This is a genomic window from Aeromonas sp. PI_26 (assembly GCF_027854445.1).
In the GTDB taxonomy this organism is placed as follows: domain Bacteria; phylum Pseudomonadota; class Gammaproteobacteria; order Enterobacterales; family Aeromonadaceae; genus Aeromonas; species Aeromonas veronii.
In genome coordinates this window covers 249106-270649 of the sequence record NZ_JAJNOE010000001.1, presented here as the reverse complement: position 1 = coordinate 270649, position 21544 = coordinate 249106, and the positions used below count along the sequence as shown (strand labels likewise).

Sequence of the window (21544 nt, the reverse complement as noted above, 5' to 3'; positions counted from 1 at the left end):
CGGGCTAGACCCCCAGAGTGGCACCGCCATCGACCACCAGATCCTGCAGGGTGATATGGCTGGCCGCATCGGAGGCGAGAAACAGCACGCAGGCAGCCACCTCATCGGGGGTCCCAAGTTTGCCAAGGGGGATCCCCAGCTTGAACTGCCCGGGCAGACCCGCGATGGTACGCAGCTCCCCTTTGCGCAGCTCCGCCTCCCCCTCCTGCCACATGCCGTACAGCATCGGGGTGCGAGTTGAGCCCGGCGACACCAGATTGCAGCGCACGCCGTAGGGGGCAAGCTCCAACCCAGCAGTTCGGGTCAGGCTGGTCAGCGCCGCCTTGGAGGCGCCATAGATGCCCATACCCACTCGCGGCACCCGACCGGCATTGGAGGAGACATTGACGATGGCGCCCCTGCGCCGTCCCTGAAACCAGGGGGTCAGGGCCCGCATCAGGTAGAAGGGGGCGAAGGTGTTGATGGCGAAGGTGCGCTGCAAGAGGGCGTCATCCACCTCACCGATCCTGCCGGTCGCCAGTACGCCGGCGACATTGACCAGCACATCGGGCCCCAGCCCCTCGTCCAGCAGCTGTTCGCAGCAGCGGGTCACAGCCTCGCTGTCGCTCACATCGATCACCACCCCCTTCACGTTGCCGGGCAGTGCCTCGGCCAGTTGCAGATCGAACGCCACCACGCTGGCCCCCGCCCCGGCAAAGGTGCGCGCCACCGCATGGCCAATTCCCTGCGCCGCGCCGGTCACCCAGACGGTTCTGCCTTGCCACTCGCTCATGGGGTGCACTCCGGTTCGCTGACGTGATCTTCGTTGACCTGATAAGCCGTGGCCTGACTGACATTGGGTTGACGGGAGAGGAGCGCCCACCAGTGAGCCAGGGTCGGGTTACGGGCCAGCTCGGCCAGCTCCACCACCAGCCCCTGCTGACGCCACTCTTCCACCAGCCCCATCACCGCCAGCGAATCGAGACCGTAGTCGAGCAGGTTGTCATCCTCGGTGGGCTGCTCCTGCTGCATCTCGGCGGGCAGCCGCGCCAACACCAGATCACACAGTGACTCGCGAGTCAGAGGGCGTTTGCTGGCCGCCATCACCTCGGCCACGGTAATCACCCGACCGGCATTGCGGCTGACGTAGGAGAGCGCCAGCAGGTGATCCTCGCGGGAGAAGTCGGCGATGGCATCTGCCACCAGGAAGGGACGGATATCGCGCATAAAAGCATCGACCGCCGTCTGCATCACCCCGATATGACCGTAGATGCCGCAGATCACCAGCTGATCCCGCCCCCATCCGGCCATCAGCTCGGCCAGCGGTGAGCGGCAAAAAGCGCTGTAGCGCCACTTGGTCAGCACCGTATCCTGCGGCTCGGGGGCCAGCGCCGAAACAATCGGCTGACGCTCCGGCGCCCGGGTCAATCCGGGCCCCCACATGTCGTTGAGCAGCGCCCGATCGGCCTGACTCTGCTCAGCGGGCTGGGCGGTATAGACCACCGGCATGCCAAGAGCTCGCGCCTGACGGATCAGGGTGGCGATATGGTCGATGACCTGATTGATCAGCGGATTGTCGGGCCCGTAGAAGTCGACGAAATAGTGCTGCATATCGTGGACCAGCAAGGCGGCGCGGCCCGGTTCGAAGGGCCAGTTCACCCGCTCGGTAGGCAGCTCCTCGGCGGTAGGCAGCGGATAGGCGGCGAGGGATTGAATGGTCATGCACACTCCTTGGCGAGCTGCTCGCGCAGCCTCTGTTTGTCTATCTTGCCGACCGGGGTGTGGGGCAGTTGCTCCACCAGCACCAGGCGATCGGGCAGTTTGTAATCGGCCACACCCTGCTCGCGCAGGAAACGGCGCAAGCGGGGCAAATTGAGGGGCTCGCGGCACATCAGAAAGGCGCAGCTGCGCTCCCCGAGCATGGGATCAGGCATGGCGACCAGTGCCGCCTGCCGCACCTCCGGGTGGGTCAGCAACAGCTCTTCAATCTCGAGGGCGTCGATCTTCTCCCCACCCCGGTTGATCTGATCCTTGTTGCGCCCCACTACCATCAGATGACCGCCGGGCAAGCGGCAGACCAGATCGCCGGTGCAGTAGAAACCGTCCCGATCAAAAGCCCGCTGATTGTGGGCATCAGCCTTGAAGTAGCCGCGAAAGGTGTAGGGGCCACGCGTCCAGAGCTCGCCGCACTCGCCATCTGGCAAGGGGCGTCCGTCGCTGCCCCGCACCTCGACCTCGTCGCCCGGGCTCATCGGGCGACCCTGGGTATTGACGATGTGCCACTGGTCATCCTCGATGCGGGTGTAGTTGACCAGCCCCTCGGCCATGCCAAACACCTGCTGCAAGCGGCAACCAAGGCGGCTCGCTACCGCATCGGCATGAGCTGGGCTGAGGCGCGCACCGCCCACCTGCACACACTCCAGAGAGGTCTGCGGATAGTGGCTGGCCGCCTCCAGCCAGAGCGCCAGAGCCGGTGGCACCAGCGCCGCCCAGTTGACCTGATGGCGTTGCACCAGCGGCAGACAGGTTGCGGCGGAAGGATCCTTTGCCAGCACCACGCAGCCACCGGCATAAAACACCCCGAGTGCCCCGGGGGAACTCAGGGGAAAGTTGTGGGGCGCTGGCAGGGCGCAGAGATAGATCACCCGCTCATCCCAACCGCACACCGCTACGCTCTGGCGCACGCTGTAGCCATAGTCATCGTGGGTACGGGGGATCAGTTTGGGGGTGCCGGTGCTGCCGCCGGAGAGCTGGAAAAAAGCGACTTGATCGGCCGGGGTAGGAGTTGGCGCGATAGCCGTCAGCGGCGAACCATCAGCACGGGCTATCGGGTCAGGCTGACACCATGCAAATCCTGACTGAAGATCGGAGCCTTCAGCCTGCTCGAACAGCAGTGTCTGGCAGGAAGGAGATACCAGCTCATCAAGGGCCACGAGGCTCCCCGCTTCACCGGCAAAGCCGGGATGGGAGGGGCTGAGTACCAGCAAGGCGGGCTCAATCTGGCGGGCAAAGGCCACCAGCTCGCGCCGCTGATGACTGTAGAGGGCATGCACCGCCACCACGCCGCAGCGGATCAGGGCAAACCAGCAGATATAGAACTCGGCGCAGTTGGGCAACTGCACCAGCGCGGTATCGCCATGGCCCAGCCCGCGCGCGGCCAGCCGCGCCGCCAGCGCATCGACCTCACGCTTTAACTGGCCATAACTGAGGGTTCGCTCGCCGCAGATCAGGGCCGTGCGCTCGGGATAACGTTCGGCAGAGTCATCGAGCAGGGCGGTGAGCGCTTGCCCGCGCCACCACCCTTGTGCCCGGTAGTGGGCTGCCAGCTCGGCGGGCCAGGGGGTAAAGGGCACCAGCGGCTTCATGCGGTTACCTCCGGCTCCCGGCTTTCGAGGCCAAACGCCCGCAGCATGGTGCCGAGCTTGGCGGCGGTCTCCTGCCACTCCGCTTCCGGCGAAGAGCCCACCACCACCCCGGCGCCGGCATAGAGCCGCAGTTGCCTGCCGGCCAGCACGCCACAGCGGATGGTAACCACCCACTCGCCATTGCCGTCGGCATCCATCCAGCCGACGGCGCCGCAGTAGAAGCGGCGATCGTACCCCTCAAGCCGGGAGATGGCCTGACGCGCAGCCGAGAGCGGCGTGCCGCATACCGCCGGTGTCGGGTGCAGCGCCAACGCCAGTGCCAGCACGGGAGAGGGTTCATGGAGCCGCCCGGCGATACGGGTCGAGAGGTGCCACATGGTAGGAGTGGCGATCACCTGCGGCTCCGGGGGAACATCCAGCTCGCGGCAGAAGGGAGAGAGGGCCGCAGCGACTGCATCGGCCACCAGCGCATGTTCATAGCGATCCTTCTGGGCCCCCAGCAGTTCGGCACTAGCTGCCTGTTGATCGGAAAACGTGTGGCGCGGACGGGAGCCCGCCAGTGGATTGCTTACCACCGCCATCTCGCTGCGCGATACCAGCAGCTCGGGGCTGGCGCCAAGCAGGGTCTCTCCCTCAGGCAGCGGGATCTGGAACACATAGGCGCCCGGATTCTGGGCCAGCAGAGAGCCAAAGGCGTGTGCGGGGGAGGTCTGCTCTGCGCTCTGCACATCAATGGCGCGCGACAACACCACTTTCTCTAGTTGCCCCTCGCTGAACTGCTGCAACGCTGCCCGCACCGCCCCCTGATAGTGGGCGGAGCCGGTCACTTCGCTCACCTCGCCATGGAGCTGGCAACAGCGGGCGGGTAACAACGCATCTCGTTTGACCCACTGCGATTGCGCCGGGATCACCAGATGCCAGGGGGATTGGGTATCAAACGGAATGGCGCCGATGGCGATGGGATTGGCCATCCCCTGTTGACGCAACTGACGCAGATGAGCGAGCAGCTTCTCCGGTGGGATGCCGGTAAAACTGTCGTGGATACCGGAAGCGACCAGAACCCTGTCACCGCTGGCAAAACAGCACACTTTATCCAGCCCGACCGCTGTGGCGGGCCACTCTCCTTCCAGTGCATGGTCACACATGACGGTGCTACTCCTTGGAATGAATCACTGCCTGACACGACTTAAAGTGAGTCATTTGACTCACCAGATGTCAGGGTGAACGGCATCCTAACAAGGAGCGAAAAAACGATCAATACAAATGAGAATCAATTTCATTAACTTCTTTTTAGTCAAAAGCAGGTGACGAACGAAACTGAACTTCGCCGATAAAAAAGAGTTGCGATCGGAGCAAATTCAACTTGATAATGATAACGCTTATCATTTGTATATTATGGAAGATGTAAATAATGAAATCCTCAACCTCCAGTTTTATTGCTCCCAGCCTGCTGGCCACCACCATCGTCACTCTGCTGACCCAGCAAGCGATCGCCGCCAGCAACGCCCCTCAAGCCGATGAGGTGATCACCGTCACCACCACGGCGCACAATACCCGCTCGGCACCGGCCTCTATCTCTGTCATCACGGCCGAACAGATCGCCGCCGCGCCGGTCAATGACCTTGCCGACCTGCTGCGCCACGAAGTGGGCATTCAGGCTGAAGCTGACACCAATGGCCGCAGCGATATCGGCATTCGCGGCATGTCCGGCAAATACACCCTGGTACTGGTCGATGGCAAACGCCTCTCCTCCTCCAATGCCCTGTGGCGCGGCGGCAACTTCGACAACACTCCCGTGCCCCTTGGCATGATCCAGCGGGTCGAGGTGATCCGTGGCCCCATGTCGGCACTTTACGGCTCCGATGCCATCGGTGGTGTCATCAACATCATCACCAAGCAGCTGGGCAAAACCTGGCAAGGGGCGGCCGATGCCGACTTCAAAGCCATCGAGGGCAAGGATGGCGGCGATCAGCACAGAACCAACCTGGGCTTTACCGGCCCGCTGACCGACAACCTGCTGATCCGGATGAACGGCGAGGTGTATGATCGTCAAGCCTGGACCCCCACCGAAGCTGCTGACGGCATCCCCCTTATCGAAGCCAAACAGACCCGTAACTTTGCCTCCACCCTGAGCTGGCTGGTGGATGAGCAGCAACGCTTCGAGTTTGACTATCTCTACAACCAGGATGAGCGGCCTCTCGATATCTTCCGCAAGACCGGCAACAAGGTTCACAGCCGCCAGCAGCAGAATGATCGCAACCTGTTTGGCCTGACTCACAAGGGGAACTGGAGCTGGGGTGACACCACCGTCATGGCCAACTACGAGACCTCCCAGATCGACGACTTCAACACCAGCTACTCGGCCCCGCAGCAGCGGGAGCTAGAAGAGAACACCCTGACCCTCAAGGGCTATACCAACCTGGCGCTGGCCAACCACTACCTGACCCTGGGTGGTGAATATCTGGACCGGGAGCTGGTGGATGCGGTGAGCTACAAGGATATCGGCGGTAAAGAGAGTCACTCTCAGGAGGCGCTGTTCGCTCAGGACGAAATTGGCCTGACCGACAGCCTGACCTTCACGCTGGGCGGCCGTTACGATCACCACGAGATCTACGGCAGCCACTTCACCCCGCGCGGCTATCTGGTCTATGAGATGAACGATGTGGTGACAGTGAAAGGCGGTGTCAGCCAGGCCTTCAAGGCACCGGCGCCGCACCAGTACTCCAACGGTTACAGCATCGAGAGCTGCGGCGGCAGCTGCCGCATCTATGGCAGCGACAAGGTCAAGCCGGAAACCAGCACCAACTACGAGCTGGGTGTCATCGCAGGAGAAGGGATCTGGGAGACCAGCGCCACCCTCTTCTACTCCGACATCGACGACATGCTCACCTTCAAGCAGTTGCCGAACTCCACTGACCGCACCTGGTACAACCTGGAGAAAGCCACCACCAAGGGGCTGGAGCTGACCGGCAAACTCGATCTGACCGACGATATCAACCTTGGCGCCAACTACACCAACCTCAAGGCTGAAGGCGATCAGGGTCAGGCACTGCCCGAGCGGCCGGAGCACAAGGCCAATGCCAAGATCACCTGGCAGGCCACCGAGCGGGTAAATGCCTTTGTCGGCACCACCTACACCGGCACCCAGTTTGCCGAGCAGACCGTCAACAAGGTTGTCGTACTGCACAAGCTGCCCAGCTATCAGACCTTCGATCTCGGCACCGGCTTCAAGGTCACCGAGAACTTTGACCTGCGACTGGGGATCAACAACCTGACCGACGTGCGCCTGCAAGAGAAAGACACCGTCTTCCAGAACATCGAACCGGGTCGCAGCTACTACGTCAGCGGCTCAGCCCGCTTCTAAGGTAGCCAAGGCCGATATAACAGAGCGCGGGCCCATGCCCGCGCTCTGTTAACCAAGAGAATAAGGGGAAGATCCCCACTGGACAGCAAAGAGCATGCAGATTTCCATTTGTCATCAGGATCGCTCATGTTCACCTCACTTCTGAATGCTTCACCCCTTGCCACCCTGCCCACCCCTGACGAGATGTTAAAGGCCAGACCCTGTCCGGCACGGCTCGCTCGCCAGATCGCACGCAGCCGCCAGCAAGCCCGCCATATTCTGCAGGGAGAGGATGATCGCCTGCTGCTGGTGATCGGCCCCTGCTCCATTCACGATCCGGCAGCCGCCCGCGACTATGGTGGCCGGCTGGCTGAACTACAGGGCCAATACGGGGAGCAGCTGCAACTGGTGATGCGTACCTATTTCGAAAAGCCGCGCACGACGCTCGGCTGGAAAGGATTTATCTTCGATCCCGACCTCGATGGCAGCGATCGGCTGGAAAAGGGCCTATCGCTGGCCCGGGAGTTACTTCTGGCCCTTGGACAGGGAGGGCTCGCCTGTGCCACCGAATTTCTCGATCTCACCAGCATGCTCTATCTGGGGGATCTCATCAGCTGGGGTGCCATCGGTGCCCGCACCACTGAATCCCAGCTCCACCGTCAGCTGGCCTCGGCCCTTCCCTGCCCCATCGGTTTTAAAAACGGTACCGACGGCAATATCCGGATCGCGGTAGAGGCGATCCTCGCCAGCCGGGCAGCCCACCTCTATACCCAGCCTTCCGGTGATGGCCAGCTGGCACTGGTGCGCAGCCATGGCAACCCCGACTGCCACCTGATCCTGCGAGGTGGCCGCCAGCCCAACTATCAGAGCAATCATGTGACAGAGGCTGGCGAGCTGCTGCGCCAGCATCATCTGTCACCCCGGCTGATGATCGATTGCAGCCACGGCAACAGCCAGAAGCAGCATGCCCGCCAGCTGCTGGTTGCCCGTGACATTGCCGACCAGCTGGGTGCTGGTAGCCATGCCATCGCCGCCATCATGGTGGAAAGTTTTATCTGCGAAGGGCGTCAGGATATCGGCAGCAAACCGCTGCGCTACGGCCAGTCGATCACCGATAGCTGTATCGGCTGGGAACAGACAAGGCGGCTGCTCGATATGGTGGCAGAAGGGGTGGAGGCACGCCGCCAGCAGCGGATCGCCCTGGCGGGATAAATGGCGGATTAGAGAGATAACTCAGAAAACAGTGTGGCCCCGATGGGGCCACACTGTTGTTCACTGTTTGACGCACGTCAGGCGACTGACTCACGCTCCACCAGCTGGGCTTCAAACTTGAGCGCCAGGCCGTCTACCGGCTTGTGATCGAGCAGGCGCAGCGCCAGTTCAGCAGCGCGGCTGCCCATCTCCTCGATGGGGTAGCGCACTGTGGTGAGCTTGGGATAGATGTAGCGGGCGTAGGGGATATCGTCGAACCCCACCACCGACACCTGCTGCGGGATCTTGTAACCCCGCTCCAGCAGGCAAGAGATCGCCCCCGCCACCATGCCGTCGTTGAAACCGAGCACGGCCGTGAACTCGACACCACGGGCCAGCAGTTCACTCATCGCCACATAGCCGCCATTTTCGTCGGCAAAGGCGCGGCTGACGAGTGCAGGATCAAAGGCGATCCCGGCTCTGGCCAGAGTCTGGGTGTAACCGGCCATCCGCTGCTGACCATCGACAAACTCTTCATCATCGGAGGTGATAAAGGCGATGTTGCGATGCCCGGCATCCAGCAAGTACTGGCACGCGGTGGTGATCCCCGCCTGGTTATCGAGCCAGACGCAGCGATCCTCAAAGCCCGGTACCTGACGGTTGATGAAAACGATGGGGGTTGAGCCAGCCGCCAGCTCGCTCAGCTCCTCGTCCGGAAGCGCCTTGCTGTGGAGGATCAGCGCATCGCACTGGCGCTGCAGCAGCGCCTGAATGGCGTGACGCTCGCGCGCGATATCATGGTTGCCAGACATGACGATGGTGAACTTGTTGGCCTGATCGACCATGGTTTCGATGCCACGCATCATCTGGGCAAAGAAGGGGCCGCCGCAGAGGTCGCCCACCAGCACGCCAATGCAGTTGGAACGCTTGCTGACCAGTGCCTGGGCAAAACTGTTGGGTCGAAAATTCAGTTCCTTCATGGCCGCCAGTACGGCCTCACGCTTTTCCGGTGCTACCTGTGCCGTGTTGTTGATAACCCGCGACACGGTGGAGATAGACACATTTGCCAGCTGAGAAACGTCTTTAATCGTTGCCACTATCCATTCCTTTATTGTGGGGGAACCTGTCGATGCCGACGCCCGAGTATACCCTGCGGCCTGATGCAATTCCCGGAGCCAGGTCACCAGGCATGTTTCCTTTGGTAACAAAACCTTACCCGATGATACCCGGCAGCAGGGAAATTTGAAAACAGGGGCCGGCTTGCGGCCCCCGACTCAATAGGCGTGATTGAGCTCCCGCTCTGACATGAAGCGCAGCGGCTGCTGCAGCTTGTGCTGATAAATGAGATCGAACGACAAGACGTTTTGCACGTAGTTGCGGGTCTCCTTGTAGGGGATGCTCTCGACCCACACGTCCATCGGCTTGTTGTCACTCTGCTCTCGCCAGCGTTTTACCCGTCCTGGCCCGGCGTTGTAGGCGGCCGCCGCCAGGATCCGGTTGCCATCATAGACATCCAGCAAGCGCTTGAGATAGGCGCTCCCCAGACGAATATTCATCGTCGGATCAAACAGTTGCTGCTCGTTGCGATAGGGCACCCCCAGCTTGCCGGCAGTCTCTTTGGCAGTAGCAGGCATCAGTTGCATCAGACCGCGCGCCCCCACCGGCGACTGGGCCAGCGGATAGAGGGCACTCTCCTGACGGGAAATGGCATAGAGCAAACTGGTGTTCATGGTGCGCTCTTGCGCCATCTGGGAGAAGGTGCGTTTGAGCGGCAGCGGGAAGCGCAGGTCGAGGGCATCCCACGCCTCGGCGCGAATGCTGGCGAGAATGGCCAGCTCGTGCCAGCCCTGATTGAGGGCGATATGGCCAAACTCGATGCGCTGGGCCACCGGATTGCGATCCATGTTGTGGATCCACTCCGAGCGGGCCGCCGCAATCTCGTTCATCGAGAGCAATTCGCGCACCCGCAACAGGAAGGGCCAGCGCTGGCTGGCCGTGCGCCAGTCCGGTACATGCTTGACGCTCTGGTTCTTGATGCGATAGGGCACGCCGGTGCGCTGGGCGGCCATAAAGCCGTAGAAACCGCGCAGGTTGGCGGTCTCCAGATAGAGATCCCGCGCCGGTTTTTGCTGCCCCTGTACTTCAAGAGAGCGCGCCATCCAGTAGCGCCAGCGATCCTCTTTCTGACGGGCCATCGGCATCATCTTCACCCAGCCGGAGAGGCCACGCCAATCCTGCTCCCAGATGGCCAGTCGTGCCCGCAGCTCGGTGATGTCGGGATCCGCCATCTTTTTCACCGTGCTGTCGACCCAGCTGCGCTGGGCTATGGAGCGATCCAGCAGCAGGCGGCGGGCAATGGCACGCTCTACCGGTTTCACCTCGGCCTGGGTCAGGCCGAAACGGCTGCGAAACAGCGCAAGCTGGCGCAGCACCGACTCCGGCTCCTGATTGGCATAGCGGGTCAAACCGAGGGAGAGCAGCTTGCGGGAATAAGGATTGCTGCTGAAATAGGCCGGGTTCATCGCCTTGGCAGGCTGCTCGAACAGGGTCACCATCTGATCGCCATAGCTTTGCAAGCCGCTACCCAGGGTCGCGCCAAGGTGGCGGATCAGGTTGGGGTTTTCCGCCTCGAACGCCAGCGCCATCCGCTGCCAGATCTTCTCCTGAGTTCGCTGACCGGATGCCTGCCACAGCTGAAATAGTGGGGAGCAGGCATCGGGGCGCGATTGACCGCTCATCCAGATCTTGCCCGCCCCCTGCAACGCCTCTTTCGGCTTGCCGGTGTAATAGAGCGCCTGATAGTGCATGCAGAGCAGGTCGGTGGAGCTCGGCTTGGCCGGATAGAAGCGCAGGAACTGCGACCACTGCTGGCTCTGGGCCAGATAGGTCAGATAACTGCGCTCCAGCCGGTTGGACTGGGGGGTATCCCCATGCTGGCGGATAAAGCGGGTCACATCGTTGTAATCGGCCGCCCCCGGACGAAAGGCGAGCTGATAGTAATCGAGGTAAGGGAGCAGGGGGTAATGGGTCAAACGGGCACGAATTTGCTGGAAACGGACCTGATCATTGGCCCGTACGGCGTCATACGCCTGACGGTAGAGCGTCTGGTCGGCAGTCTGCGCCATCAAGGTCGGCACGAACAGCGCCGACAAAACAATTCCCCATACAGCTTTCACTGAACATCTCCATTGAGGGCAATACACCGCCCGGTGGCGGTGGGTCTACTGCCTCTCATTCTACCCGTTGCCGGGCAGCGCTACAGCGGGGAGCAGGGACTATTTTTCTGCCTCGCTCAGCTGCATTTCACGCAGTTGTTCCGGTCTGGTCAGCCGCTGTACATATTTCTCCAGATAGGGCACCGGCAGCGGCTTGGAGGCGAGATAGCCCTGATAGAAACTACACCCCTGCGCCTTGAGAAACTCCAGTTGCTGACGGGACTCCACTCCTTCCGCCGTGACGTTAAAGCCCATATGGCGCGCCATGGCGATCACCGCCTCGACGATGGCCATGTTGTCGCCATCTTTCGGGATGTCCTGAATGAAGGAGCGGTCGATCTTGAGCTCATCGGCAGGCAGCCGCTTGAGGTAGCTCAGGGATGAGTAACCGGCGCCAAAATCGTCGATGGCAAAGCTGATGCCGAGCTCCTTGAGCTCGGTCATCTTGCTGATGGTGTCCTCGGCATGGCCCAGCACCACGGACTCGGTGATCTCCAGATTGAGGCAGGCCGGATCCATGCCGGTTTGCGCCAACACATCGTGGATCCGCTCGACAAAATCGGTGGCATGGAACTGCTTGGCACTGACGTTGACCGAGATCTGCGGAATGTGGATGCCGTTCTCCTCCCACAGCACATACTGGGCGCACGCCTCGTGCAGCACCCAGTTGCCGATATCGACAATCAGGTCCGTCTCCTCGGCGATGGGAATAAACTCGGCCGGTGAGACCATCGAGCGACCGGCCGGCTGCCAGCGAATGAGCGCCTCGACACCGATGATATCGCCGCCATCGACCATATGCTGGGGCTGATAGTAGAGGGTCAGCTCTTGCTGGCTGAGGGCGTTACGCAATTCGTTGTGAATGAGCAGACGGCGATCCGCCTGCTGCTGCATCGAGGCATCGAAGAAGCGACGGGTCTTGCGGCCAGCGGACTTGGCCTGATACATGGCGGTATCCGCCTGCTTGAGCAGATCATCGACCCCCTGCTCCCGATCCGGAAACAGGGTAATGCCAACGCTGGCGCCAATGTGCAGCACCTGCCCCACATAGGTATAAGGAGCGGCAATCTCGGTGATAAGCCGTTCGGCAATGATATCGGCCTGCATCTCCGCCTGGGGCGGGCTGGCCGAGAGCGATGGCAACAGCAGCACAAACTCGTCACCGCCGAGGCGGGCCAGGCAATCTCCTTGCCGCACCAACCGTTTGAGACGGGCGGCGACCTCCTTGAGCAGCCAGTCACCGGTGGCATGGCCGAGGGAGTCGTTGATGGTCTTGAAGTGGTCGAGATCGATAAAGAGCAGCGCACCAATCAAGCCATCGCGGGTCGCCTCGTTGAAGGTCTGCACCAGAGTCTCGTGGAGCTGACGGCGATTGGGCAATCCGGTCAGCTCGTCGTAATAGGCGAGATCCTGAATGCGTCGCTCGGCCGCCTTGCGCTCGGAGATATCCTCGAAGCAGATGACAAAGTGGCTGATCACCCCTTTCTCATCCTGCACCGGTGTCACTATCTCCCACTGGGGATAGGTGTGACCATCGACATGGCGACGCTGGGTCTCCCCCTGCCAGCGGCTGAGGGTATTGAGCTCGTAACCGAGTCCCCCCAGATTTGGCCAGAGATCCTCTTCCAGATGCAGACCCAGCACCGACTGGCTGTCAAAGCCGGTGATCTGGCTGAAGGCGTTGTTGACCCGCAGGATCTTGAACCCCGGATCCGTGATGATGATCCCTTCGTGGGTCTCGAATGCAACAGCAGAGAGGCGCATCTGGGCATCTGATTGCAATCGCTCCAGCTCTGCCACCATCCGTACCGAAAAGGTATTGAGCACCGAGGTGAGGTTGCTGGTATCTGCCGGAGCCGAATAGAGCAACGCCAGATGGCCCAGAAGTTGGCCTCTGGCATCAAACAGCGGCTGACCATAATAAGTCTGCCCGGCCGCCAGCCAGGGTTGATACTCCTGCGACTCGTCGATCACCTCGAAACAGATGGCCCCTTGCTTGTAGAGCTCCTGACAGGGGGCTCCCGCCAGCGGATAGTCCTTCTGCGCCAGCCCGTCGGCGGCCAGCACTTTGACCCGGTCGGCACCGCACAACTCCCCCACCCAGACCGCATCCACCTTGAGGATATGGGCCAGCTGGCTGACCAAGGTATTGAAGAAATCGAGCCCGGTGCGGGCAGAGAGCGCCTGCGCCAACTGGGTGAGCAGGGTGGTTTGCAGCAACGGCAAAGAGAGATTGAGGGAGGATACCGCACTGTTGGCGGTATCAAGAGGGGCCAGCCAGCCACAGCAGATCTGCTGGGTGGGCACAAACTGGCCGCTCCAGAGCACATGGTTGAGCTGCCCCTGATCATCTTTCAGATGACCGATGAACTGTTCAGGCAGATGTGATTCATGAAGCCGGACGAGAAAGTCGGCAAAGCCTGCCTCATCTTCCGGTAACAGGCGAGCAGCCCAGGGATGATTGCCCTCCCCTTGCCACTGCTGGTAGGCCCCCTGATCAGAGAGACTCCACTGATCATGTTGCCGATCGAAAAACCACATGACTTGCGTGGCCTGCTGCTTCATTTACCACTCCAACACAACAACCAACCACGTTTGATGTCCAATCAGGCATAGCAACGCCCCCTGCATCCGCTCATCAGATCAGAGGTTGCGAGGGAAGAGTACAAACATGCGATATCAAGCAGTGGAAACCGGACATGAGGTCGACACGAAGTGCTGCCAAGAAGGGACAGAAACGATCCTATTCCCGTCATACTGCCTGCCAGTTTCATGGAGCTCAAGCTGTTTTTGGCACGAAACCGGAAAAGATCACAATTTATAAGTTGCTGAATAGCTAAGGGAAGGTTATGTGACATGGATCACATTTCAATCTTTACCAATGAGTAATCTGAAGGTGAAGACACAAGCAAGACGACCCGAAGGGGGCCAATATGAAAATCGAAATTACCAGCAAAATCATCGACATCACCCCGGCTATCCGCGAGCGCATCGAATCCCGTTTTGAAAAGCTCGAACGTCTTCAGGTGCCTCTCATCACACCCCATGTGATTGTTTCCAAAGAGCGTCTGATGTTCACTGTCGAAGCCAGTGCTGGCATCCCCAACGGCAAACTGTTTGCCCAGGCAGAGCATGAGGATCTCTACGCCGCCATCAACGAACTGGGGCAAAAACTGGAGCGCCAACTCAACCGTCACACCGAAAAGCCGATTGCCCGTCGTGCCAATGCCGCGCTCAAAGAGCAGCCGCAACCGGATGAAGCTGACGCTTGATTGCATGCCGCAAGGCTAAAAATTCCAAAGGGCATAAAGGCGGGGTCACCCGCCTTTTTGTTGCCTGTGATTTGCCGACAAACATCGCGTTACACCAGTGAACAGGCGCCATCAACTGAGCCAGTGCAACCGGGTATCCACCCCCTCTTGCAAACGATCGAGGATCGGCAGCAATACCAGCGGGTCCTCCTGGCGTGGCATATCGGCCAGCTTTCCTTGCAACCGCTCCCGCGCAAGCGGTGACAGGTTGTCGTAGACAGCCTCATCCATCAGCGGCTTTTTGACCGCCAGCGGCGGTGTTTGCAGCGCCAGCCAGAGCCGCACATCCACCATGCTTCCCCCTTGCTGCAACCGCTCATTGATGGCACTGCAGTCACTCCCCGCCCCTTCAGCCACCAGCACCTCTGCCGGTCTCAGCGCAAAGTGCAGACGCCAGTCACGGCTCTGGGGAGTGGCCGCCGGTTTGGCATCAAACCAAGGCTGTTCCTCCACCGCATCGGTCAGCAGGGCCAGATGCAACCGGAAATCAGCCCGATCCCCATGCTGCAGGTCACGGTTGAGGCGCTGCCCCAACTGGCCCTCATCAACGAGCAGGTGATTACGGATTGAACTGGGCAGCATGAGATAACTCTCGAAAATGGCGATTTCACTGGTTATCGGCCACAAATCCAATTCTTTTAATGGAAAAATCCTGCTTGGGGGTTCACAAAACCGGAAGATCTGTTAGTATGCGCCTCGCACTTGTGGAGGGGTTCCCGAGCGGCCAAAGGGATCAGACTGTAAATCTGACGGCTCTGCCTTCGAAGGTTCGAATCCTTCTCCCTCCACCATTTCAAGTGCGACAAGTTGAAAGCAATACCCCGTGGAGGGGTTCCCGAGCGGCCAAAGGGATCAGACTGTAAATCTGACGGCTCTGCCTTCGAAGGTTCGAATCCTTCTCCCTCCACCATCATTCAGAAAGCCCGGCCTAGCGCCGGGTTTTCGCATTTCTGGTCTGCCCAATCCGTTATTCCTCTGCCCTCCAGCCCCTTATCGCTGTTTGCCTGCAGCCGATCGCGCAATAAAAAACGGGAGGTCTGCGCCTCCCGTTTACGTTCATATCAGCCCTGTTACGGGATGAAGCGTTACAGAGTAAAGCGATAGAAGATATCGACCGCCTGAGCCACCCCGCTCATCGCCTGCAGATAGAGCCGTGGCAATACCTCGTAGCGCAGCTTGAACTCGGCGATGGGGCTGAAGACCCCGACCCCGTACTGGAACTGCAGGCCCGGCAGCAGATATGCAGACAGCGTCACCTGGGTGTTGTCGCCACTGCCCGCGGTATCGAGAGAGACATCGCTCATCCCCAGCGACTCGCCGATGCTCGACACCACGCCGTTGGCCTGACTCACAGCACCGGCTACCAGCAGGCCGTTGAAACCGCCATCCTCACCGCCGGTCTGCAACCCTTTGCCGCGCAGCAGATAGGAGAGCTGTTCCGACTGCGCCATCTGCGGCTCGGAGTAGACAGTGATCTCCGGCTTGCTGGCAGGGCCTGTCACCCGCACCCCGACCGTCACCTGACCCTCGATGGTATCGGGATCCCGGTTGGCTTCGATGTTGAGGAAGGGCCGATCCAGCGGACCGGAGAAGAGGATCCGCCCCTCCTTGATGATGAGGTTCTGACCATATGCCTTGAAGCGGCCGTTGGTCAGCACCAGCTGGCCGTTGCCTGCCAGCGGTTTCTCGGGGTCCTGACGGATATTGAGACCGCCGGAGACATCGGTCTTCAGCCCCATGGCATCGAGCTTCACATCGTTGCCAAGGCGGATCGCCACCTTCATCGCCAGCGGCAGGCTGGCCTGCTTGGGAGCCGGGGGCAGATCGTCATAGACCACAGTCACATCGTCGGAGACCGCCACCGCCGAATCCGGCAGGCTCTTGACCAGAATGCGCGCCCAGGGAATATCCACCTGACCGGTAATGCGGGTCTCCTCCCCCAGCGACACCGCGATATCGGGCGAGACTCTTACCCGGCCCATGCCCGGATATTGCGCCTCCAGATCCTTGCCCTGAATAGTGAGGCTGCCGCTGACCGGCATCTTGGCCCAGCTGAGCCAGCCGCCCAGTGCCAGCGGCCCCTTGCCAACCAGCATGGAACCATCCAGCTCGGCACGGTTGCCTTCAATCTTGAGGCGGGTCACCAGCTTGGTCAGGGTCACCATGTCGGAGTGGGTCTGCACTTCACCGTCACGCAGGTTGAGCTGGCCAAACAGCAGGGGCGCCGCCAGGGTGCCGTCGAAGCGGGCATCGGCGGAGATGATCCCTTGCAGGGAGCGCACCTCAGGGATGAGCGGCGCGAAGGTATTGAGCTTGAGATCGTCAAACTTGAGCTGACCGCCGAGCAGACCGCGACCGGCAGGCTCCCTGATCAGCAAATCGGTATCGATATTGCCGATCTGCTTGGAGGCAAAATCGAGGCGAATGGCCGCCTGCTGCCGCTCGAAATCCAGGGCCAGAGCCAGCTGCTGATAATCAGTCTTGAGACCATCTGCCACAAAAGTGCCCGGCGTGGTGCGCACCACCGCATGCAGGGTCGGCTGATTGCCACGCCAGCTAGCGCGGCCATCGGCGGAGAGCATCGCCTGCCAGCGGAAATTGTCCGGCAACCAGGGGCGCAGCCGCTTGAGATCAAACTCGCTCAGGGCAAACTCCAGAGTCCCCTGCGCAGCGGAGACCTGACTCCCCTTGACGCAGAGGCTGGCCCCCTGGGAACCGAGGCAGAGATCCCCCATCGCCAGCCGCTGACGCGGCAGATCGAGATCCAGTGCCCAGGGGGAGTTCAAGTCCCAACGGCGCAGCGGGGTTTTCAGCTGCAACTCGGAAAGCGCCCCGCGCCAGTGATCCCCCCGCACGCCGCCCCCCAGTTTGAGGTTGGCCGCAACAGGGTCACCCTTCATGGTCAGGGTCAACAGGTGCTGATTGAGGTCGCCGCTGAGGTTCAGGGCAAGCTGGCTGAGCTTGGTTTCGCCCTGTTTCAACTGCGCCACCAACAACGCGAGCTCACCGGCCGGTTTGGCGCCGATCACCGCATTGCCCTTGAGGCTAACACCCTTCAGGTCGGTACCGGCATAGTAGAGCCGCTCGGAGGCGAGATCCGCATCGATTTTTGGCGTCTGCTGATTGCCACTGACCTTCACCTGCCCCTTGATATCCCCTTTCAGGCCGGGATAGATTCCCCCCAGCTGGGGAGCCTGCAGGTTGGCATCGAGCTTCCACTGGGCGCTGCTGATACTGCCCTTGGCCTGCAACTGGTTGGGGCCACTTTGCAGCGAGAGCGCCGGGATCAGCCACTCCATCTTGTCGTTGCCGCTAAGCTCCCCCTTGAGGGCCAGCGGGTACTGGTTGAGTTTGCCATCCACCTTGAGCTTGGGCAGTTTCAGCTCCCAGTGGCCCGCTTCGTTCATCACGAAACGGCTCTCCAGCTCACCGGCCAGCGTCCCTTTCAGCTCGGGCAGCAGCTCGGCCGGATTGATCCCCTTGAACAGGGTGGTCCCCTGCCACTCGATCCCCTTGTTCCAGGCGAGCTTGCCATCGAGCTTCAGCTCCCCCTTGAGGGCATTGAGCAGCAAAGCGATCTTGCTGAGCCGCTCCAGATCCCCCTTCCCGTCCAGCGCAAGCTTGAAGGGGGGAACATCGGTCCCCTTGCCGGAGGTATTGAGGGCAAATTGATAGCCGGAGAGCTTGCCCTTGGCAGTCAGGCACCCTTTATCCAGCCGATAGCTCGGCTCATCTTTGGCAGGCTTGTGCAACGGCCAGCCTAGGCTCTTCCAGTCGAGGGCCAAATCAAAAGGGAGATCCGGGTCGAGCGAGGCCAGCGAGCCCTTGAGATTGGCGGCGATCGGCCCCTTGGCCGACAACGTCAACCCCAGTTTGCCGACCGAACCGCTCAGCGCCAGCGTGGCCTGTTCCCCTTGCAGCTCGCCATCCAGCAGCCCCTTGCGGACCTTGGCATCCAGCGTCACCGCCAGCGGGTAGTCATCACTTAGCTGGATGTGTCCCTTGAGCGCCAGATCGGCCATGGTGTGGCGCAGCGAAAGCTCGCGCACTTCGATACGATCGTCGGCGGCAGTGGCCGACAGCAGCAGCTTGTCGAGCCCTTCAATCATCTCGCCCTGCTTATATTGCACCCGGGTCGCGCTGACCCCTTCCAGCTGGATGGGGAAAGGAAGATGAATGGCGGGCAGGAGAATGGGGGCTGCCTTTGCCGTGTTCGCAACTGGCGTCCCTTTGCCCTGTTTGACGGTCTTGGCGCTGGCCTTGTCGGTACGAGCAACCGCAGTCACGGCTTGCTTCTCGTTAGCGGCCGGCTGCTTGGCAGATTTGGCTGCGCTGGCGGGCGCCGCGTCATCCAGCGTCACCTTCAAGTTATCGAGCACCGGGCCGCGTACAATCAGCCCCTTGTGATTGAGGGTGGCGCCGATATCGAGGGACCCCAGGGTCACAGCAACACCGGGTACCGCCAGATCGAGGTCAGCTACCTTGAGGCTGTCGACCTGAATTTTGAGGGGGAGCGGATGCCAGACAAAAGGCTCCGACGGCTCTTCCGGTGCAGGCTCCGAGTCGGCTACCTTCACCACCGGATGAGTCACTTCAAGCGATTTGATCCAGAGTTTGCCCTGCAGCAACTTGCCAAGATCCCAGTCGAGCACGGCGCGATCCACCGTGACATCCACCAGCTCATCCTGCCAGCCGGCCCCTTCCAGGGTCCAGCCATAGCCAAGCTGACCGGCCACCAGCTCCCCCTTTAGGGAGGGCAGCGCCCCCTTGGCCTGTTGCCACAACCACTTGTTGCCCTGATGGGTAAAGCCCAGCAGGCTGACGCCGATGAGCAGCAGGAACACCAGCCCCATCAGCCAGAGAAAAATACGTTTTAGCCAGATCACAATGCAGACCCCCGCGCAAGATACAGCCGCAGCGGCCAAAGAAAAAAGCGTTTAGACAACATCATAATTCAGGCCCCAATGCGAAATGCAGCCGCAAGGGCTTGTCCTCCTCCGATACCCCGACCGCCAGATCCAGTCTGACCTGACCGATGGGGGTGACCCAGCGCACACCGACGCCGGTACCAATCTTCCAGGGCTCGCTGTAATCGGTGGTGGAGGTGCCGCCATCCACAAACATGGCCCCCAGCCACTTCTCGCTGAAGCGATAGTTGTATTCCAGACTGGCCACGCTGGTGTAGCGGCCACCGGTCAGTTTGCCATCCGGCCCGGTGGGGGAGATGCTCTCGTAACCAAAGCCGCGCACCGTCTGATCGCCACCGGTAAAGAAGCGCAAGGAAGGCGGCACCAGCGAGAAGCTGTCACCTATGATGGCCCCCTGCTCGGCCCGCATCAGGAATCTGTGGTTATCGCCGAGGGTTCGCAGCCACTTGCTGCGCCCCCACACCCGCATAAAGCTGATGTCGGAACCCCATCTGGGATCGGAGAACTCCAGCGTCAGCTGCTGGCGATCCCCCCAATCGGGCACCAGAGTGCCGCGCACCCGCAGTCGGGACCAGGAGACCCCGGGGATCAGCAGCAAGCTGTTCCCCTCGTCGGCGCCCTGGGTATAGATCTCGTTCTCCAGCCGGATAAAGACGTCCCGATCCCAGCTCTCCGGCCGCCGCGTCCAGCGGTGCACACCGATGGTAGTGAGATCGGAGCGGGTATCGTTGTTATCCTTGTACTGGTAGCCGGTCTGGATGGAGTAGTAGTCCCGCAGCGGGTTACCCACCGGGATCTGGTAGTCGAAGCTGAGCTCGGCCTCCGGCGCCGACACCTTGGCGGTGGCAAACAGACGGTGGCCGTAGCGGTTGACCCAGGGCTTCTCCCAGGTGGCACTCATCCGCGGCCCCACGTCGGTGGCGTAACCGATACCGGTCTCGATTTCGTGATCGACCCGGTTATCCAGCGTCACCGCGATGGGAACCCGATAGTTGCTCGCCTCGCTCAATACCGGCTTGATATCGACCTGACGGAACAGCTTGGTGGAGGAGACATCCTGCGACATTTCGGCCAGCCGGATGGCGAGATAGGGGTCACCGCTCTTGATGTTGATAAGCGGGCGAATAAGGTGAAGCGCCTCGGGTGTCGCGTCGTAGCGGATCTCGCCAAAACGGTAGCGATGGCCCGATTCGAACAGAATAAAGATCTCTGCCGTCCCCTTGTCCGGGAACACCTTGACCTGACTCTTGCTCAGCTTGGCATCAAAGTAACCGCGGGCCAGCCCGAGGCTGCCCAGATCCGCCTTGATGGATTCATATTTGGCGTGGTTGAGTGGCTCCCCCTCTTTGAGGGGCAACTTGTCCAGCAGGGCGCTGTAGAGCTCGTCGCTGCCCGCATCCCCCTCCAGCAGAATATCGAGGCGGGAGACGATGACCGGCTCCCCCTTGTCCACCTCAATCACCACTTTGGACGGAGTCTTCTTGTCGCGGCTCAGGGTGATTTTCGGCTGGTAGTAGCCATAAACCTGCAGCGCCTTTTGCACGCTCTCGGTAATTTTTGCGCGGGCCGGGCGGTATTGCCGCTCCTGATAGACTGGCAGGGCATTGAGGTAGGCTTCAACGTTATCCTTGTTCTCCCCTTTCAACCCCTTGACCTGATAGGTGAGCTTGGCGGCAAACGCGGGCGAAGCCAGCAGCGACAGCAACAGGCCCACCCCCAGTACCCGCAGGCCGCGGCGAAACGCAGGGCCGGACAGTGAACGCCCTGCCAGCAGGGATGAAATGCATCCTGTCAAAGGTCAATATTCCTGAATCTGTGGTGAAGGAAACCAGCGCCCTTTCGGGCCAACCCCGAATGCGGCGCAGCACGCCATGCAGTGCATGGCCGTGACACGATAATGCGCGCCAGAAAAATGGCGAACCTTATCCTAACATAGGCATCGGCCAGCGACAGCGCGGTGCCATTGGCAAATTCGCCATATCTTTTAAGAGGTTGACCACAAATCACACATTTTGGTGACGATGACGCCGCCCGCTTTCCCGATGGAAGCGAATTGACCTGCCCTGAACAAGGCTCACCCCACCATCAGGCACCATTTGTCACCTCTCCTCCTCTCTTTACCACCAGAAACCCACCACGACAGAGTTTGTCGGCATCGCCCCACCCTCACCGTTTAACAGGCCCGGCACACCCTAAAGCCCACCGTAGCGGG

13 protein-coding genes and 2 tRNA genes are annotated in these 21544 nt (G+C 60.9%); 5 read left to right on the top strand and 10 right to left on the bottom strand.

The window, feature by feature from the left end:
• Positions 1-4: 4 nt before the first annotated feature.
• The 4 genes from dhbA to LRL22_RS01155 are packed head-to-tail and all read right to left on the bottom strand — an operon-like array spanning position 5 to position 4489.
• Positions 5-772 (bottom strand): 2,3-dihydro-2,3-dihydroxybenzoate dehydrogenase, encoded by a 768-nt coding sequence (gene dhbA, locus LRL22_RS01170; RefSeq protein WP_270904517.1) that lies wholly within the window; start codon positions 770-772, stop codon positions 5-7.
• Positions 769-1701, bottom strand: coding sequence for an isochorismatase family protein (locus LRL22_RS01165; RefSeq protein ID WP_270904516.1), 933 nt, complete (start codon positions 1699-1701; stop codon positions 769-771). The genes dhbA and LRL22_RS01165 overlap by 4 nt, the downstream gene beginning before the upstream one ends.
• Entirely contained in the window at positions 1698-3344 is a 1647-nt protein-coding gene (locus LRL22_RS01160) for a (2,3-dihydroxybenzoyl)adenylate synthase (RefSeq protein WP_270904515.1), read from the bottom strand. The genes LRL22_RS01165 and LRL22_RS01160 overlap by 4 nt, the downstream gene beginning before the upstream one ends.
• The gene (locus LRL22_RS01155) at positions 3341-4489 is read right to left on the bottom strand and encodes an isochorismate synthase (protein ID WP_270904514.1); all 1149 of its coding nucleotides are present in this window, start codon (positions 4487-4489) and stop codon (positions 3341-3343) included. Before LRL22_RS01155 ends, LRL22_RS01160 begins: the two co-directional genes overlap by 4 nt.
• Positions 4490-4755: 266 nt before the next feature.
• Here LRL22_RS01155 and LRL22_RS01150 point away from each other — a divergent pair, with 266 nt between their 5' ends.
• Entirely contained in the window at positions 4756-6708 is a 1953-nt protein-coding gene (locus LRL22_RS01150) for a TonB-dependent receptor domain-containing protein (RefSeq protein ID WP_270904513.1), read from the top strand.
• Positions 6709-6834: 126 nt separating this feature from the next.
• The gene (locus tag LRL22_RS01145; RefSeq protein WP_270904512.1) at positions 6835-7899 is read left to right on the top strand and encodes a 3-deoxy-7-phosphoheptulonate synthase; all 1065 of its coding nucleotides are present in this window, start codon (positions 6835-6837) and stop codon (positions 7897-7899) included.
• A gap of 77 nt (positions 7900-7976) precedes the next feature.
• Here the strand turns inward: LRL22_RS01145 and LRL22_RS01140 are convergent, their stop codons facing one another.
• The 3 genes from LRL22_RS01140 to LRL22_RS01130 form a co-directional block, all read right to left on the bottom strand.
• Positions 7977-8975: a LacI family DNA-binding transcriptional regulator gene (locus LRL22_RS01140; protein ID WP_201990420.1), complete on the bottom strand. Its 999-nt coding sequence runs from the start codon at positions 8973-8975 to the stop codon at positions 7977-7979.
• Between the two features lie 177 nt (positions 8976-9152).
• Complete coding sequence (locus tag LRL22_RS01135; protein ID WP_270904511.1) at positions 9153-11054, bottom strand: transglycosylase SLT domain-containing protein; 1902 nt, start codon at positions 11052-11054, stop codon at positions 9153-9155.
• 99 nt (positions 11055-11153) lie between these two features.
• Positions 11154-13658, bottom strand: coding sequence for a putative bifunctional diguanylate cyclase/phosphodiesterase (locus tag LRL22_RS01130; RefSeq protein ID WP_270904510.1), 2505 nt, complete (start codon positions 13656-13658; stop codon positions 11154-11156).
• Between the two features lie 368 nt (positions 13659-14026).
• On the opposite strand from LRL22_RS01130, the gene hpf reads away from it, so the two are divergent.
• On the top strand, positions 14027-14365 hold the full coding sequence (gene hpf / locus LRL22_RS01125) for a ribosome hibernation-promoting factor, HPF/YfiA family (protein WP_005334257.1): 339 nt from the start codon (positions 14027-14029) through the stop codon (positions 14363-14365).
• 111 nt (positions 14366-14476) lie between these two features.
• Here hpf and LRL22_RS01120 read toward each other — a convergent pair whose 3' ends face one another.
• Positions 14477-14986: a VC2046/SO_2500 family protein gene (locus LRL22_RS01120; RefSeq protein WP_270904509.1), complete on the bottom strand. Its 510-nt coding sequence runs from the start codon at positions 14984-14986 to the stop codon at positions 14477-14479.
• A 124-nt stretch (positions 14987-15110) separates the two neighbouring features.
• Here LRL22_RS01120 and LRL22_RS01115 point away from each other — a divergent pair.
• Together LRL22_RS01115 and LRL22_RS01110 are read left to right on the top strand one after the other, a co-directional pair.
• Positions 15111-15195, top strand: a tRNA-Tyr gene (locus tag LRL22_RS01115).
• Positions 15196-15229: 34 nt separating this feature from the next.
• Positions 15230-15314, top strand: a tRNA-Tyr gene (locus LRL22_RS01110).
• Between the two features lie 175 nt (positions 15315-15489).
• Here LRL22_RS01110 and tamB read toward each other — a convergent pair.
• Positions 15490-19290 carry an autotransporter assembly complex protein TamB gene (tamB, locus tag LRL22_RS01105; RefSeq protein ID WP_270904508.1) on the bottom strand — a complete coding sequence of 1267 codons (3801 nt, stop codon included), beginning with the start codon at positions 19288-19290 and terminating at the stop codon, positions 15490-15492.
• Between the two features lie 61 nt (positions 19291-19351).
• Positions 19352-21127: an autotransporter assembly complex protein TamA gene (gene tamA, locus LRL22_RS01100; protein WP_005334265.1), complete on the bottom strand. Its 1776-nt coding sequence runs from the start codon at positions 21125-21127 to the stop codon at positions 19352-19354.
• Positions 21128-21544 lie beyond the last annotated feature (417 nt).